A 15,944-nucleotide genomic window follows, 5' to 3' on the forward strand; every position below is an offset into this window, starting at 1 on the left:
CTGTCGCGTTGCGACACGGTAGACGGGCTCGCTTATCTGACTGTTTGTTGTGAACTTCGGAATACCATGATCATCGCCCGATGAAAGGTGGCCCGCATGGCGACGGTTGAGAAAATCGTACGGTTCTACGACACAGTCCTAATCGACGACAACGACAAGCGCCACAACATTGAGAACGACTTCTGGTCACGGCTCTTGATTGCCTTCGCCGACTGGAATCTTGCGTCCCGCAGCGGGAAGATTTTGGAGATCGACTACATCGGTCGTTCTGTCTCCCCGAAGCGGCCTGCGCTCCCGAACCTTCAGGTCGAGCGCATCCGTGCACTTACCGAGCAGCTGAACAGGTCGAACGTGGCGAATGGTGATGTTGCCCCGTTGGATTTTGACGACCCCGACGACCGAGTATCCGAGCCGACCTTCATCGTGCCCTTCGGGGCGAACGGCCGCGTGGCCGTAATGAGTCCTGCCGTTCAAGGAACTCGACCTGAGACCCTGTCTCGTTGGTTGACGCTGGTGCTCGACCTCGTGGTGAATGGATATTCGCTCGAACTGGTGCCGGTTGTCGATCCCGCTATTCTTTCCAAGATTGACAATGCGCAGGGAGCGGTGATGCTCGAAGTCCACCTCGACGCAGGCGCGCAGTTGCCTGCGACCGGCGGTGGTCCTGTGGGCGACGCCTTCAGAAGCGCGCAACATCAGGCATTGCAGGACGCAAGACTGGTATTCCGCTGGTCCCTCGATCGCTCAGGCGGCACGCAGTCCGTGCGGGACGCGCTGCGCACTGGCGCGCGGTGGGTTGTGGACCACGCGTTCAGCACCAGCGCCAAGGTCAAGCTCGCTGATCTTGACGCGCAGGGTCGACTTGTTCGGGATGACGAACGCGACCTCTTTGAGGACCGCATCACGAAGCACGTCAAGTTCAATACCAAGGACGGCGAACGCACCTCTGATGAGGTCATCCTCAACGCCATAGGCCTAGCCATTCAGGAGTTCAACCGAGGCGGCAGCACGATCGGACTACAGGCAGCTGGAACGGATGGACAGGCGAGCATCACCTTCAAGAAGAACTAATGTCGGGAGTGCCCCGTAGTATCGCCCTCCTCGGAAGGACTCGGATATGAAAGCACTCAGGGCAATCGGCGGCTGGTTCGCGAACTACCCATTGTTCGTCAGCACGCTCATTATCGGATTAGTTGCCGGGCACTACGCGTTATCTCAGAAGTTCCCGGAACTTAACGTCGCCGCAGCACTTGCGGACGCCCCAGTCGCCGACCCCTCAGACACTCTTATGTCCCTGGCTCTGGGAGTGGCCGGAGTAAGCGCGATGGTTGGCGGCTTCGCAGGCGTTGTTGTGGTCTTCGGTCTGGGGAGCGAGAACGATCGCTTCCGGCTACTGAGACGCAAGGGAAGCCACCGGCTCCGTGCGAACTGGATCTCAGTTGTGCTGAGCTCGCTTACCGGTGCTTTCGTCGCTGTCATCTCTGCTGTCATGATTGTCGGATTTGGCGCTGAACCCGGCTTGTGGGTGCTGGAAGCGTGTTTCCTTTTGACCACCCACGGCGCAGTCCGGCTTACGGCTCTTCTAGCAGGACTCACAGGAATCGTCGACAGCCAAGACGAAGATGCTGAGCAGAAGGCAAACACGATAGCCACGAAAGGCTTGATACCGACCAACGGTCGCGTCCCAGATGCTAAGTGATCGTTAGGGAGCACTCTGTACCACTCGGATCCCACCGACGGATGCGCGTTTGTCGAGGTCTTCGCGGACGAGGGTTGCTTGAACGGGGTCCACATCGAGGCGAACACGCTGGATAAGACCGTTGTAGTCGGATCCACAAGTGGATCCATTGCTCAGTTGAAGGTCGGACAGACCGGACGGATCGAGCGGCCAAACCACGGCGACCACCGTGGAAAACACCTCCTTCATCTGCTGCTAGGGGGGCTCCCAACCGTGCACGAAAAACTCGCCGTCACCTACCGCGGCGGAGTTGCGCTCCGGACCATCACAACCTGGCTCAAGCCGTTTGGAGACAGGCCTTAGTTTGGGGCGAGGTCGAGAACCCGCGCCGGGTCAGCGTCGCTTCCGTGGCGTCGACGGGCGCTCCAGCGCCGAGCCGTAGCCGACGACGTGCCACCACCCGCAGTACGGGCACTGAACGGCCTCCGCCCCCTTCGGAACCCGTGCGGCAATCGTCACGGCTTCAAGCCGCGACTCGATCGGGGGCCGCTTCGTCAGACACTTCACGCCTCGCATGGTGGTGAATCTACCCCTGACCCCCGACATTGCCGGGACGGCGTGCGCACCTTCCAAGCAGGTTCTTCTTCTGCCTGTCAAAGGAGCACACCAGTGATTGACATCGACCCCAACACCGACGGCCTGCCGGGCATCGAACAACTGCGCGTCATCGTCGGCGCAGCGATGACCGTGGGCCTCATCCTCGCAGTGCTCGCGCTCATCATTGCGGCCGTCGTCTGGGGTTACGGTGCGAACTCCTCGAACCCTCACCTCGCATCACGAGGCAAGCTCGGCGTGCTCGTGGCGTGTGGAGCGGCGATCGTCTGCGGCGCATCCGTGACCCTCGTGAACTTCTTCTGGACCGTCGGCCAATCGGTCTGACGCCTCATCGATACTTGGGCGGCAGAGCCGATGAGCGTGTGCGACGTGCCGGTCATCGCGACCGTATGCGACTCGGTTGGCGAGGGCGTCGCATCGCTCGTGTCAGCACCGTTCGACTGGCTCGCGCAGGCGATGGGGCAGGCGGCTGGGTGGATGTTCGAGGCGGTCTGGGGTGTGTTCGACACGACCACACTCGTTGATGTGACGGGCGGGCAGTACATCGACGTGTACAACGTGCTCTTCGGTGTGGCGGTCTTCGTCATGCTCATCTTCTTCTGCCTCCAGCTCATCACCGGCCTCGTGAACCGCGACCCGATGGCACTCTCACGGGCGGGCCTTGGCCTCGCCAAGTCGGTACTCGGCTCGTTCATCGCGATCTCGCTCACCGCGACGCTGCTCGAAGTGACGGATCAGCTCGCCATCGGAGTCGTGCAGGCGACCGGCAACACGATGGAGGGCATGGGTGATCGAATCACCCTGCTCGCTGTCGGGCTCACGACCATCAACATCGCCTCACCCGGCGTCGGCGCGATCGTCACGATCTTCCTCGCCGGCCTCGGCATCGCGGGCGCAGCGATCGTGTGGTTCTCACTACTCATTCGCAAGGCGCTGCTACTGGTGGCGATCGTCTTCGCACCCATCGCGCTTGCCGGATTCACCTGGGATGCGGCGAAAGGATGGTTCGCCAGGTGGGCCGCCTTCATCATCGCCCTGATCTTCTCGAAGCTCGTGCTGGTCGTCATTTTCCTCGTCGCCATCGAGCAGGTCAGCGCCCCAATCGACCTCGACCTCGCCTCAATCAGCGATCCAATCTCGGGCATCGTGCTCATGTTCATCGCAGCCTTCGCCCCATACCTGACCTACAAGTTCATCTCCTTCATCGGCTTCGACATGTACCACGCGATGTCGAGCGAGCAGGAGGCGAAATCGGCGATGAATCGGCCAATCCCGATCCCGGTCAAACCCCAGCCGAACGCAGCGAAGTCAGTGCTCGACGGGCAAGGCAGCTCGGGCGGCAGCCTTACTCCCGCGCCGAACGCGGCAGCCACGGCGACTCCGGCCGCCAGCGGAACGGCAAGCGGAGCTGCCGCCTCGGGCAGCGGCGCTGCGGCATCGGGCGGAGCGGCAGGAGCGGGGGCGGCTGCCGCCGGCCCTGCCGCCGCCGCCGTCGTTGGCGCACAGGTCGTCAAGGCCGCAGCCACCGCCGGGCCGAAGACGGGGGCAACGGTGGGCGGCGCTGCGATGGGGCAAGCAGAGTCCGCTCCACCGACGCCTGCGCCCTCACCGGCCTCCACCATCCGGCAGCGACCGCCCGCTCCCACACCCGTCGGGTCACGAAAGGGGTAGATCATGGCGACTCATCAGGACCCGACGAACGGCCAGCAGCTTTCATCGGTGCAGTTCTCCCGGCTGGCTCGGCGCGGCGTTCTGCTCGGGCTGTCGGTCTCGCAACTCCTCGTCTTCGGCATCGGGATCATCACGTTTGTGATCGCGATCTACTCGGGCGGCCAAATGGTTGTCATTGGGTCGTCGCCAATCTGGCTCACCTGCCTCCTGCTCGCCTCCGTCTCGGTGCGGGGCCGCAAGCTCGTCGACTGGCTGCCGATCGTCGCCCGCTGGACGTGGCGCAGCACGGCAGGCCAGCTGATCTTCCGGCATCGGGTCATCAAACCGCGGCCCGTGGGCACGCTCTCGTTGCCGGGTGACGCGGCGGCACTCCGCGAGTGGGTCGATCCAGAGACCGGCGCAGCGATGGTGCACGATCCGCACGCGCAGACACTCACCGCCGTCCTCGGCGTCACACATCCCGCCTTCGTGCTGCTCGACCCCGGCGAACAGCAACGGCGAGTCACCGGCTGGGGACGAGTGCTCGCCACCGCATGCCACTCGGGCAGGATCGCCCGCCTCCAAGTATCGGAGCGAACCCTCCCCGACTCCGGCAGCGGACTCGCCGAGTGGTGGGCGACGCACGGCAAAGACGACGACTCCTGGCCCGCGACGACCTACCGCGAACTGATCGAACGCGCGGGGCCAACCAGCGAGCGTCACGCGACGACGATCTCGCTCGCGCTCGACATGCACGCTGCGGCGCGACAGATCCGCTCCTCGGGCGGCGGTCTCCGCGGGGCCGCCTCGGTGCTGCGGCAGGAGATGACCACGCTCGTCACCGCGCTGCGCGCCGCCGACCTCACGACGACCGGCTGGCTCTCACCGGGTGAAGTCGCGGTCATCCTCCGCTCGGCCTACGATCCGGCCGCCGCGCCCGCCCTCGAACGACACTCCGAGATCAGCCGGTCGCTCGCCACCGCGGGGCCGGTCGCGGTGACCGAAAGCTGGGACAAGATGCGGACGGACTCGGCGCACCACACGGTGCTCTGGATCTCTGAGTGGCCGCGCTCGCAGGTCTATCCAGGGTTCCTCGCACCCATGCTGCTGACCTCGGGAGTCAAACGCACGTTCTCGCTGATCTGCACACCGGTGCGCGCCGACCTGGCGGTGCGCGATATCCGCAAGAAGAAGGTTGGGCTCCTCTCGGACGCGGCGCAGCGTGCCAAGATCGGGCAGATCGAAGACGCTGCCCGCACCGCCGAATACCAGGATGTGCTCCAGCAGGAATCCGACCTCACCGCCGGCCACGGCGTGCTCCGCTACACCGGGCTCATCGCCGTCTCGGCTCCGACCGTCGACGAACTGGATGCCGCCGTCGCAGCGATCGAACAGGCCGCCATACAGGCGTCGTGCGAGACGCGGCGGCTGGTCGGGCAACAAGCCCAAGCGTTCGCCGCGGCCGCTCTGCCGCTCTGCCGGGACGTGTGACCGATCCGTGGGAGCACATGAATGTCGGTGCCACTGGTTCTTATTAAGGCTTCCTTTTCCATTTGCCCAACCGGGCTCGCTGAGCGAGCAAAGTAATAATGCTCTCCCCCGTTGGGGGATGGTTCGGCGAGCGCTTCTCGCAATAGAATCCCCCTCATGTCTCATATCCGACCGGCGAGCGCTGAAGCTTGATCCCGGAGCCCTCCCCCGGAGCCAACGCAATGGCAGTCGGCCGCTACGCAACGTCGCTCGATGACGTGCGAGCTAGGTTCGTCGATCACCCTGATTTTGCTGCGTCGACTACTAGAGCGGCCATCTGGGACGACTGGACGAAAGCCACAGAGGTGCTCCGCCGCGTTGTCCCGGTTGCTTCCGTATGGCTGGGAGGAAGCTTCACATCGACCAAGGTCCAGGCCGGGGATCTCGATTGCTTGTATTGGCTGGATTCGGCCGACGTGGCAAGCGCCCAACTGTCGGGGGATGCTGCTAACAACATCTTGAGTGTGTTTGCGAATAACCTACTTAAAAAGCCCCCCTTCGAGTTGAATCTGGACACCTTCACGGCATCGTGGCGTTCCATCCCAGAACCGCATCTCGGAGATGCTCTGGACTGGAAGTACTACCGGGACCGAGGACATTGGGACGATTGGTGGCAACGGCGCAGGACGCCTCTCACCGAGGCGGGTGGCACGCCGGCACGGCTCGATAGCCTGCCGCGACGAGGGTATTTGGAGGTGGTAATCGATGGCTTCGCTGAGTGATGCTGCCGATGAGCTCTTCAACCAACTTGCGGCGAGCGCGGCACCAAAGTGGGAGACTCCCGAGGACCTGAACAGAATGAGCATCGAGGGCCTGTGGGGCAGCACTCACCAGGCTCGTTTGGTGCGAAGCACCGGCTCGATTCGAATCTTCGGCGTGAACGTTCAAGATCACCAGGCTCGTCTCGACGCGGCCGGCCAGATCCTCCTCAACCTGCAGCGGCTGGTTACTGCGGCTGGTGCAGCGAAGGAAGGCATCAAGACCAACCGAGGGCAGCTGAGCGGAGCGCTGATCGCTTCGACACAGCTTCGGCTATTGATGAATCCGCTGCCGGGGAGCGTAGTGTTCGAGATCGGGCCGGAGATGCTGCCGGAAGCTGAGCTCATCGGAGCCGAAGGAGTGGCCCTCTACGATCAGAACCGACGGCAGTTCGTCGATGAATGCGTGGTCGATGCACTCGAGCTCGTGCGCACGGCACATTCGATTGGCCCAGATGCGGACGATTCACCGTTCGTAAGTAAGGTAACGGCCGGTGGACCACGCCTGGCAACCGCTATTCGTGAGTTCGCAAAGGGAGTCGAGCAGGCTTCCTTCGACGTGGACTTGGAATGGCGCGAACCAGATCGGGCAACGGAACGGGCGACTTTCACCAAGGCGGACGCGATACAGGTGAAGCGCTTGGTTGTCGCACGGGAGCTCGATGCCGAGACCGAGACACTACGTGGACGTCTAATCACTTTGAGCACCGCTCGCGCTTGGCAAATCGACCTAGGCGGCGACCACATCGTCACGGTGGATACGACAGATCTGCAGGGCGTCGACGTGACCCAGTTCCACTTGAGCGAGGAAATCACTATCATCGCGAAACCACAGGTCAGAGAGTTTGCGGGCGGCGGGAAGTCGATCACCTTCCGAGCGATCTCCGTCACATCGAACGAACCTAGCGCCTAAAGTTTCTCCGTTGAGGCGAGCGCCGAAACGTCAAGCGGCCCAGCACCAAGGACATTTCCTAGCGCTGGGCCGCTGTGTGGGCCGCCAAGCGACTATTCGCCGCCGACGCCGGGGGAATACTGCTGTGGGGTTCAACGTGACCAAGGAGAGCGCCTGAGGCGTTGCTACCCCGAACGCGGCCCTCATCTCGGCCAAGCGGCGAACCCGACGCCGTGGGCGCACCTCGACCTCGATGGTCGTGGCGGGACCCCCACTACGACTGCCGACGTCGAGCGAGGCGAGGCCGAGGCTGCGCTCGCGGCGAGCATCGACGAAGAACTTGCCGAATCGGCTTACGCCGAGTAGACCTCGCTGTTACTCCGCTGGGCGAACAAGCATCGTTGCAGCGGGGTCGACACCCTCAGACCACGCGAGGGTGGGCAGATCGGCTCCGTCGAGCCCGGCGAGTTGTAGCGCCGCCTGGCCGGATAGATGCGCGGAGTGGATCGACTGGCCGTTGGCGACCGCAGCGTAGAACTGCGCCGCGTAGCTGATCGCATCGCCGTCGTCGATCTCGTCTGCCATGCCGATTGCGAACGGCACAACGTCCTGAACGAGCGCGTCGACCTGGCCGGCCGACCTGCACGAGTTGAGCAGCACGAGCAACGGCGGGTCGTCAGTGGCGCGGATCGCGGCGGCGAATGCTCGCGCGGTCACGATTACGCCTTCGTGAGGCTCATCGCGCTCGTCCTCGAAGACGATGAGATCATCATTGCTGTGCCCGGAGAAGTGCACGACGTGTGGGCGGAACTTCGTGATGCCGTCCAGGAGGTCTGCGGTCGTGGCGGCCGGGCGTACGTCCAGCGCGATTCGGTCGCGATGCAGCGCGGACTCGACGGCGGCACGGATGCGCTTCTGTTCACGCCCGACGCGGAGGTCTCCCTCGGAGGAGGCGCCCAGGATCAGCACGCGAAGCGTTTCCGGCTTGGGCGGGCGCAGCTCACGGATTGCCTGAGTCACGGCTTGCTCAGTGTGGACAAGGCGCCGCTCGACCGAAGCACGCGCTACGGCTGCCTGCCGGTCGACCTGCTGCTGGTCTCGTTTGCGACGTTGTTCGGCCGTGTTCGCCTCTGAAAGCTCTGCCTTGACGAGTTTGCCTGCCAACGTAGCCTCCTCTTTCGCGTATCCCGCAGCACGCGATTGCCAGCGACCCGCTTCTTTGCCGGCCGCGACTGGCCTCGGACTCACGCCTTTCGGCGTCCCGCAGCTTGGTCTGCACCGTGCTCGTGCTCTTGGACTTTGACGCCGCAGAGCGGGCGGCCCCTGCTTCAGCCCGCTTCTTGGATTCCTTGCTGCGGTATTCGCCCGCCTTCTTGTCGGCGTCAACACGCTGCTTACGTTTCCGCTCAAGTTGGCCGCGGTACATACTCGCGCTCATCCGACCCCTTTGCTGTGACTGACCCCGACCTTACCCGGGGCCTCCGACGTAGGGCGTGTGACGCCGGGTAGCGCCGGCGTACCTCCTTGGTAATTCCGACCATCAGGAGCCCCGATGCCAACCTTCCACGACCCTGTGGCCGATGCCGCGGAAGCACACGAGGTGCTGCGGGCATTGGCTCACGCCTCACGCACGTTCGATGATCCCGCGCACACGTACACGGTGATGGGCGAGCTGCTCGGCGGTCTCCGGTCGCTCGCACAGGTACTGGAGCAGGTCGCGACTGCCCACACCTGGGATGAGTCCAGGGCGCACACCGATAGCGGCGACCACTGGGCTGGCGTAGAGGAGGCATTCGCCGCCGCGAACGCGCTTCGGCGGGCGGCGAGTCTCGTGCGTCGCGCCGAGCTAGCCGTCGATCAGGCGTCCCAGCATTCCGGTCGCGTCGCGTGGGCACCGGCGACGGACCGCCGAGGCACCTCGCCCGAGCGAGCGCCGCGGGCTCTCTTCGGCGACGGCGACCGGTTCGCACATCGTGCGCTCTCCGAACGACGGGGGCTGTCGCTGTGAACGACGACGAGCGCGAGCGCCTCCACACGACAGTGCTGCTCGACCCGGCGAACGAGCGTCGATCGGTGCGAAGGGCACGGCGACAGGCGGCTCAGCGAATCGCTACCGACGACCGCAAGGCGCACCATGCACAGGCCCGGGCCGGGTGGGAAGCCGAGCGCGATGCGCAACGCGCGACGACTTACCTGCCGAGCGCGGGCGAGGCCCGCCCCGCCGCTTTGCGCACGCCGGGCAAGTTCCGCCTCCCGCGCCACCAGGACACGAGTGCGACGCTCGCGGGCGCATACCCGTTCCTCGCCGAGGGCGGACTGGGATCGCAAGGGGTCTTCGTCGGACAAGATCTCTACTCCGGGGCGTCCTTCGTCTACGACCCGTGGGTGCTCTATGCGAGGGGCGCCATCACCGCGCCGAACATCGTGCTTGCCGGGATCGTGGGCTCGGGGAAGTCGTCGCTGGCGAAGAGCCTCTACACCCGCAGCATCCCGTTCGGCCGGCGCGTCTACGTGCCCGGAGATCCCAAGGGCGAGCACACAGCCGTCGCCGAAGCCGTAGGCGGCCGGGCCATCGTGCTCGGGCACGGGATGCCGAACCGCCTCAACCCGCTGGATGAAGGCCACCGCCCCTCGGGGCTCAGCGACACCGAATGGCTGAGCCAGGTCACATCGAGGCGACGCGACCTCATCGGCGCGCTCGCCGAGACGGTGCTCGATCGACCGCTCACACCGCTGGAGCACACCGCAATCGACCTTGCCCTCGCCGACGCCGTGCGATCGTCCGACGTTCCGATCCTCCCGATGGTCGTCGACCGCATCCTCTCGCCCGCCGTCGACAACGATGTCGACGGCCGCCTCGTAGAAGACGGTCGTGTCGTCGGTCACGCGCTGCGGCGGCTCGTCGCTGGTGACCTCCAGGGCCTCTTCGACGGGCCGAGCACGGTGAAATTTGACCCGTCCCTGCCGATGATCTCCCTCGATCTTTCGCGCGTCGCCGGGAACTCGACCCTCGTCTCGGTGCTGATGACCTGCTCATCCGCGTGGATGGAGTCGGCGCTGCTCGACCCGCAAGGCGGTCAGCGGTGGGTGATCTATGACGAGGCGTGGCGCCTGATGTCGCACCCGGCGCTCCTTCGGCGAATGGATGCACAGTGGCGGTTGGCGAGGCACTTCGGCATCGCCAACATGCTGATCTTCCACAAGCTCAGCGACCTCGACAACGTGGGCGATCAGGGTTCTGCGATGCGCGCGCTCGCGTCGTCGCTGCTCGCCAACGCGGAGACCAGGATCATCTACCGCCAAGAGTCCGACCAGCTCGGCGCAACGGCGAGCGCGCTGGGGCTGACCGGCACCGAGCAAGGGCTACTGCCGGGGCTCGGCACCGGACAGGGGCTCTGGCGCATCAAGGACAGAAGCTTCGTCGTGCAGCACCAGCTCCATCCCGCCGAGTTGGCGGCATTCGACACGACCAGCCGGATGACAGGAGGCGTGCGATGAGCAGCACACTGACGAAGCGACGCAAGCCCCTCTCCAGCAGCGAGACCGAGGCTGCGCCGCCAATACAAGTACCCCCGGTGCTTCCGATCATCGTGATGACCGTCCAGCCGGACGCAACGCTCAGCGTCGCCGTGGATGGGCAGCAGCTCGACGCGCCGACCTTCGCTCCGCGGTGGCAGCGCCACTCGTTCGCGCAGGTCATCAGCCAGGTGATCGAGCAGCACCATTCGCCCGTCCGTGTGGTCATCAACGAGCAGGATGGCAGCGTCTACACCGACATCGTGACGCAGCCGATCCTGGGCACCCTGGCGACGGAGCCAGGCGAGGAACCGGCGCCGGTGACGGCTGAACCGAGCGCGGGCATTTCTGCGCATTTGCTGGCCGTGCACGGCGACGAGGGATTCATCCCCGGCGAGCAGGTCGCGGTGGCGATCATCATCCGCCACACTGACGCGCAGAGCGAAGGCTCCGCCCGATCGCTGATCGAGCCGGGACTACTCGACCTCAGCCCCACCCGCGAGGTTGTCCTGCTCGGGCGCATGTCAGGCACCTGCATCGTCGGGCAGCCGACGTGAGCAGCGCGTCGACGCGATCGGGGTCGTTCGGCGACGAGCTGACAAACCTCGCGCTCGGCGCACTGATCGGTGCGATGGTGCTCGCCGGGGTACTGCGGCTCGCGGGCAACGTGGCGGCGTTCCTGACGGGAGTGGCACAGCCGACGGCGGGCCTTGAGGCCGGGTTCGGCGTCGTCTTCCACGCCGACGACCCCGGCTCGGCACTCGACTCGGAGACCCTTCATCCCGTGGCCTACTGGCTGACCGCCGGCGTGATGGTCGCGGGTGCCGGAGTCGCCGGATGGTTTCTCTGGCGATTCGTCCACGAGCTGGGTCGTCGCTCGAAAGCCGACCCGAACAAGATCGTCGGCATCGCCGAGACCGGCGACATCGTGCGCTCCGCCTCGGATCGTGCCCTGCTCACCCGCGCAGGCATCCTTCGTCCCTCGCTCGACAAGCCCCGGCCCGAGGACGTCGGCTATCTGATCGGCACCGCCCGGGGGAAGCGGGTCTGGACCTCGGTGGAGGACTCCATCCTGCTCATCGGGCCGCCACGTTCTGGCAAGGGTACGCACATCGTCATCAACAGCATCCTCGACGCCCCCGGTGCTGTCGTGACTACCTCGACGCGCCCCGACAACCTCACTGCCACGCTCCGCGCACGTTCGCGGCGCGGGCCGGTCGCCGTCTTCGACCCGCAGCGGCTCGCCGAGGGCGTGCCTGCCGGTCTGCGCTGGAATCCGGTGCGTGGGTGCGAACTGCCGCTCACGGCGATGATCCGTGCCACCGGGCTCGCCGCGGGCACCGGGATCTCCGGCCCCGCAGTGGAGAACGGCGGCTTCTGGGAGGGCAAGACCCGCACAGCGCTCCAAGCACTGCTGCACGCGGCCGCCCTCGACGGCAGGCCACCCGCCGAGCTGTTTCGCTGGACGCTCGATCCCGCGGCGGCAGCGGATGCCGTCGCCATCCTGTCCGCCTCCTCCGGTGCGGCGACCGGCTGGGCGGAGTCGCTCGACGCGATGCTCCACTCCGACCCACGTACGCGCGACTCGATCTGGCAGGGGGTCTCGTTGGCTCTGGCAGCGCTCGCCGACCCGCGAGTACTCGAAGCAGTCAGTCCGAGCGAGGACGAGCAGTTCGATCCAGAGGCATTTCTCCATGACTCGGGCACGCTCTACCTGCTGGCAACGGGTGCCGGTGCCGGTGCATCATCGGCGCTCGTCGCCGCATTCGTCGAAGACCTCGTGGAAACCGCGCGCCGTCTCGCCGCGCGCTCACCCGGCGCGCGACTCGACCCGCCGGTGCTGCTCGCGCTCGATGAGATCGGCAACCTCGCACCCCTGCCCTCACTCCCGATACTCATGGCCGAGGGAGGGGGCACCGGACTGACGGTGATGCCCGTCTTGCAATCAATGGCTCAGGCACGCGAACGCTGGGGAGAGAATGCGGCGACAGCTATTTGGGATGCCAGCATCGCCAAGATCGTGCTCGGCGGCGCATCCGGTTCCCGCGACCTTCAGGATCTCTCCACCCTCATCGGCGACCGTGATGAAACCACCGACTCGGTGACCATCGGCGAGCGCGGGTTGCGCTCGAATCAGCGCTCGACGCGGCGCGTGCCGATCATGCCGCCCGACGTCATCCGCACCCTGCCGTACGGCACGGCGCTCGTGCTGCTGCGCTCCGCTCCGCCCATCGTGACCCGGATGCGCGAGTGGACTGCGCGCCCCGACGCCGCCGAGCTGAGCGCGCAACGGGCTGGGGTCGAGAGGCTGCTTCGCCGGGGATGACGCGCGCACCTCTCTAGCAAGCCGAGACCCATTTGGGTCACCTGACCAGACTAAGGAGCATCTCTGATGGCGATCCACACCCAACAATCCCTCTCGGGATTCATCGCCACTGATCCACAACTCTCGTTCAATGCCAACGGCGAAGCACGTCTGCACGTGCGTATCGGCCAAGAGCATTTCGAGCGCAATCCCGACGGCAGCTTCACGCAGCAGGAGACAACGTTTCACGACCTCGTGATGTACCGCCGGAGTGCGGAGCGGGCATTCGCGCAGCTCGCCAAGGGTGACAATTTCGTCGCCGAGGGCTACGTGCACCCGTACAGCTACGAGCGCGATGGACAAACCATCACCGGTGAGGAGTTCGTCGCCAAGCGCCTCGGACATGATACGGCCCGGTCGATCTACGCCGTCGACCGCAGCCGCGGTCAGGGCGCGGGGATCGAGCAAACCGCCCCGGACGCCGCGGCGGCGAAGCCGATCCGCCCAATCACGCTGTGAGGTCCGGCGATGCCACTCGACGACAACACGCTCTCCATCCCCGGCTTCGACTTCGAGCCGCCGCCGGCCGATGAACCCGAGCCGATGGCCGCACCCGGCGAAGACGATGCGCACACCCCGGAGCCCCCTCGACCAATCAACTGGAACCTGCTCACCGCCGAGGAGGCACAGGTCGAATGGCTGGAGCTGAACGCCTGGATCAACTGGCTGCGGCACACCTACGGACTCAGCGTGGGCGTCATCCCGCCGCTGTGGCACCGGCATCCCGAACTCATCTGGGAGCTGTCGGCGTTGCGCCAACACTGGCTGAGCGCGTACGAGCCGAAGCAGCACGGTTCGGCCCCGATCGGCTGGCACCGCGACTTCGCTGACGCCAAGCAACGACTGCACGACTGGGTCGCCGCCTGCGGCACCCGCCTCGACAGCGACCGGCCAACGCGGCAGGCCGCGTGGCCCGGCGAAGACCCCGCCCCGACTGTCGAGGAATCGGCGATCACCGACCGGGACGAGGACTTCGTGCAGTTCGTCCGTGACGACATCGCTCGACGTCGCGCAGCAGAGGACGCCTTCTACGCGCAGCTCGCCGTGGATCACTAGACCGTAGCGTTCGTGTGGACGTGACCTTCGATCGTCCGTAGCGCGAGACTGGGATACCATCACAAGCCAGAATCATTGCGCTTCTTGCCGAACACTACGACAATTAGTGCAGTTTCCCGTATCGCTATGTAAACTGGATTACCGCAGGATCTCGTATCGTGTTACCAGAAGGGAGGGTCGACGTGACGACTGCACTTGCACCCCATCGTGACCGTCAGGGTGCGGCGCGCGCGCGGCAGGCCGTGCTTGCCTCGCGCGATCGGTTCTGGAAGCCCTCCGACCTCCAGCTCGGCCCGTCGACCGTGCACCACCTGCTCGGTGACTTGGAAGACCGAGGCGAACTCCGGCGCATCCGCCGCGGCCTGTACTGGCGCGGAACGAAGACCCCGCTCGGGATGGCACCGCCTTCCCCGGAACGCCTGGTCGAGGCTCTCACGCCCGGCGCTGGCGTCGGGCCAGCGGGCCTGTCCGCGGCGAATGCGCTTCGACTGTCGACGCAGGTTCCCCGGCGTGCGCAGATCGCCGTTCCCGACCGTGCACCCTCGGATGCCGGTGCCGTCATGTTCGTCTCCCGCGCTGCCCGCACCGGACGGGCCGCGACGCGCCTGACCCCGACTGAGGTTGCCATGCTCGAAGTGCTCGATGACTGGCCTGCCCTGGTCGAGGTAGAGCTCGCGCAGGCTACCCGGCAGCTCACCGAGCTGCTGCGCTCCGGCATCGTACGCGCAGAGCGGCTCGCGGATGCTGCCACGACGGAGCCGGGGCAGACGCGCGCACGGCTCAGGGCGCTGCTGACCGCCGCGGGCCGGTCGGACCTTGCCGACCGGGTGCCCGCCGCCGACCGCCGCACCGAATCCGCCGCGCTGGCGACGCTGGCGTTCGTATGAACGAAGAGGCGGCACTGTGGCGGGATGACGATCCGGAGGTGTTCCGCGACACGATCCTCGCTGCCGCGGAACGCCTCGGGGTGCAGCCGCTCGCCGTAGAGAAGGACTACTGGGTCTGCGAGGCGCTGCGCTCGATCACAACCGCGCACCCCGACGAGATCGTTTTTAAGGGCGGTACAAGTCTGGAGAAGCTGCGGATCATCCGCCGATTCTCCGAAGACCTCGACCTGCTCGTCATCGGCCAGTACCCGTCGAAGAACGCCGAGCAACGCGCGCTACGTAACATCCTCGCCAGTGCTGCTGCAGCCACCGGCGCGGAACCGTCGGACGTCACCGCGGGCGGCAACTCCGGCACGTTCCATCGCGCGGGCTACCTGAATCCGCCGCTGGAACACCGCGGCACGCCGGGCGCGATCGCCGACCCCGCCGCGATCCTCGTCGAGCTGGGGCAGTCCGGCGGGCCGAACCCGCACGCCAACCACCCGGTGACGTCGCTGCTCAGCCGAGAACTCGACGCCGCGCGCTTCGACACCAGCACGTGGGACGACCTGGCATCCTTCGACGTCCCGATCCTGCACCCTGGCCGCACTCTGCTGGAGAAGCTGCTGCGCGTCAATAACTTCGCCGGCGAGCCCGACGCAACCACGGGCCCCCACGGCTGGCCGCGCATCGGACGCCAGCTCTACGATATCCACGCTCTGCTACTCACGCCCGTCGTGCGCGACCTGTTCGCCGACAGGAGCCTCGTGGCCGAGATCCTCAACAGCGCCCGCGAGGTCTCCGCCGCGTTCGGCAAGCCCGATCTGCCCCTGCCCGAGGGCGGGTTCGCTGCATCGCCCGCCTTCGATGCCGCCTCGCCACTCGCCGAGCGCCTCCAGGCAGAACACGATGCCGCCATGCGCGACCTCTACTACGGCACCGAGCAACCACCGACCTTCGATGACGTGCTCGCTCAGGTGCACGCCGACGCAAATTTACTCGACGTCTGAGCATCCCC

At 65.8% G+C, this 15,944-nt stretch carries 16 protein-coding genes; 15 read left to right on the forward strand and 1 reads right to left on the reverse strand.

What is annotated here, in order from left to right; translation table 11 throughout:
- Positions 1 to 96 precede the first annotated feature (96 nt).
- The 7 genes from E3T24_RS13965 to E3T24_RS13995 all read left to right on the forward strand — a co-directional run bounded on the left by E3T24_RS13965 (position 97) and on the right by E3T24_RS13995 (position 7,144).
- Positions 97 to 1,071: a hypothetical protein gene (locus E3T24_RS13965; protein ID WP_134434743.1), complete on the forward strand. Its 975-nt coding sequence runs from the start codon at positions 97 to 99 to the stop codon at positions 1,069 to 1,071.
- Positions 1,072 to 1,117: 46 nt separating this feature from the next.
- Positions 1,118 to 1,699 carry a hypothetical protein gene (locus E3T24_RS13970; RefSeq protein WP_134434744.1) on the forward strand — a complete coding sequence of 194 codons (582 nt, stop codon included), beginning with the start codon at positions 1,118 to 1,120 and terminating at the stop codon, positions 1,697 to 1,699.
- A 648-nt stretch (positions 1,700 to 2,347) separates the two neighbouring features.
- Complete coding sequence (locus tag E3T24_RS13975; protein WP_134434745.1) at positions 2,348 to 2,617, forward strand: DUF6112 family protein; 270 nt, start codon at positions 2,348 to 2,350, stop codon at positions 2,615 to 2,617.
- Between the two features lie 30 nt (positions 2,618 to 2,647).
- Positions 2,648 to 3,964, forward strand: a complete 1,317-nt coding sequence (locus tag E3T24_RS13980) for a conjugal transfer protein TrbL (protein ID WP_134434746.1) — start codon at positions 2,648 to 2,650, stop codon at positions 3,962 to 3,964.
- Between the two features lie 3 nt (positions 3,965 to 3,967).
- Positions 3,968 to 5,434, forward strand: coding sequence for an SCO6880 family protein (locus E3T24_RS13985; protein WP_134434747.1), 1,467 nt, complete (start codon positions 3,968 to 3,970; stop codon positions 5,432 to 5,434).
- 221 nt (positions 5,435 to 5,655) lie between these two features.
- Positions 5,656 to 6,195 (forward strand): hypothetical protein, encoded by a 540-nt coding sequence (locus E3T24_RS13990; protein ID WP_134434748.1) that lies wholly within the window; start codon positions 5,656 to 5,658, stop codon positions 6,193 to 6,195.
- Complete coding sequence (locus E3T24_RS13995; protein ID WP_134434749.1) at positions 6,179 to 7,144, forward strand: hypothetical protein; 966 nt, start codon at positions 6,179 to 6,181, stop codon at positions 7,142 to 7,144. The genes E3T24_RS13990 and E3T24_RS13995 overlap by 17 nt, the downstream gene beginning before the upstream one ends.
- A 354-nt stretch (positions 7,145 to 7,498) precedes the next feature.
- Here the strand turns inward: E3T24_RS13995 and E3T24_RS18070 are convergent, their stop codons facing one another.
- Positions 7,499 to 8,143 (reverse strand): CHAT domain-containing protein, encoded by a 645-nt coding sequence (locus tag E3T24_RS18070; RefSeq protein WP_241978710.1) that lies wholly within the window; start codon positions 8,141 to 8,143, stop codon positions 7,499 to 7,501.
- Positions 8,144 to 8,675: 532 nt separating this feature from the next.
- Here E3T24_RS18070 and E3T24_RS14005 point away from each other — a divergent pair.
- From E3T24_RS14005 to E3T24_RS14040, 8 genes are all read left to right on the forward strand, one after another.
- On the forward strand, positions 8,676 to 9,131 hold the full coding sequence (locus tag E3T24_RS14005) for a hypothetical protein (protein WP_134434750.1): 456 nt from the start codon (positions 8,676 to 8,678) through the stop codon (positions 9,129 to 9,131).
- On the forward strand, positions 9,128 to 10,621 hold the full coding sequence (locus E3T24_RS14010) for an ATP-binding protein (RefSeq protein WP_134434751.1): 1,494 nt from the start codon (positions 9,128 to 9,130) through the stop codon (positions 10,619 to 10,621). The genes E3T24_RS14005 and E3T24_RS14010 overlap by 4 nt, the downstream gene beginning before the upstream one ends.
- Complete coding sequence (locus E3T24_RS14015; protein ID WP_134434752.1) at positions 10,618 to 11,196, forward strand: hypothetical protein; 579 nt, start codon at positions 10,618 to 10,620, stop codon at positions 11,194 to 11,196. Before E3T24_RS14010 ends, E3T24_RS14015 begins: the two co-directional genes overlap by 4 nt.
- Positions 11,193 to 12,965, forward strand: a complete 1,773-nt coding sequence (locus tag E3T24_RS14020) for a type IV secretory system conjugative DNA transfer family protein (protein WP_134434753.1) — start codon at positions 11,193 to 11,195, stop codon at positions 12,963 to 12,965. Before E3T24_RS14015 ends, E3T24_RS14020 begins: the two co-directional genes overlap by 4 nt.
- A 66-nt stretch (positions 12,966 to 13,031) precedes the next feature.
- Entirely contained in the window at positions 13,032 to 13,463 is a 432-nt protein-coding gene (locus E3T24_RS14025) for a single-stranded DNA-binding protein (RefSeq protein WP_134434754.1), read from the forward strand.
- 84 nt (positions 13,464 to 13,547) lie between these two features.
- Positions 13,548 to 14,060, forward strand: coding sequence for a hypothetical protein (locus tag E3T24_RS14030; protein ID WP_134434763.1), 513 nt, complete (start codon positions 13,548 to 13,550; stop codon positions 14,058 to 14,060).
- Between the two features lie 182 nt (positions 14,061 to 14,242).
- A complete protein-coding gene (locus E3T24_RS14035) occupies positions 14,243 to 14,947 on the forward strand; it encodes a hypothetical protein (protein WP_134434755.1) in 705 nt (234 codons plus the stop codon).
- The gene (locus E3T24_RS14040; protein ID WP_134434756.1) at positions 14,944 to 15,936 is read left to right on the forward strand and encodes a nucleotidyl transferase AbiEii/AbiGii toxin family protein; all 993 of its coding nucleotides are present in this window, start codon (positions 14,944 to 14,946) and stop codon (positions 15,934 to 15,936) included. The genes E3T24_RS14035 and E3T24_RS14040 overlap by 4 nt, the downstream gene beginning before the upstream one ends.
- Positions 15,937 to 15,944 lie beyond the last annotated feature (8 nt).

The organism is Cryobacterium sp. TmT2-59 (genome assembly GCF_004403545.1).
GTDB classification, from domain to species: Bacteria; Actinomycetota; Actinomycetes; order Actinomycetales; family Microbacteriaceae; genus Cryobacterium; species Cryobacterium shii.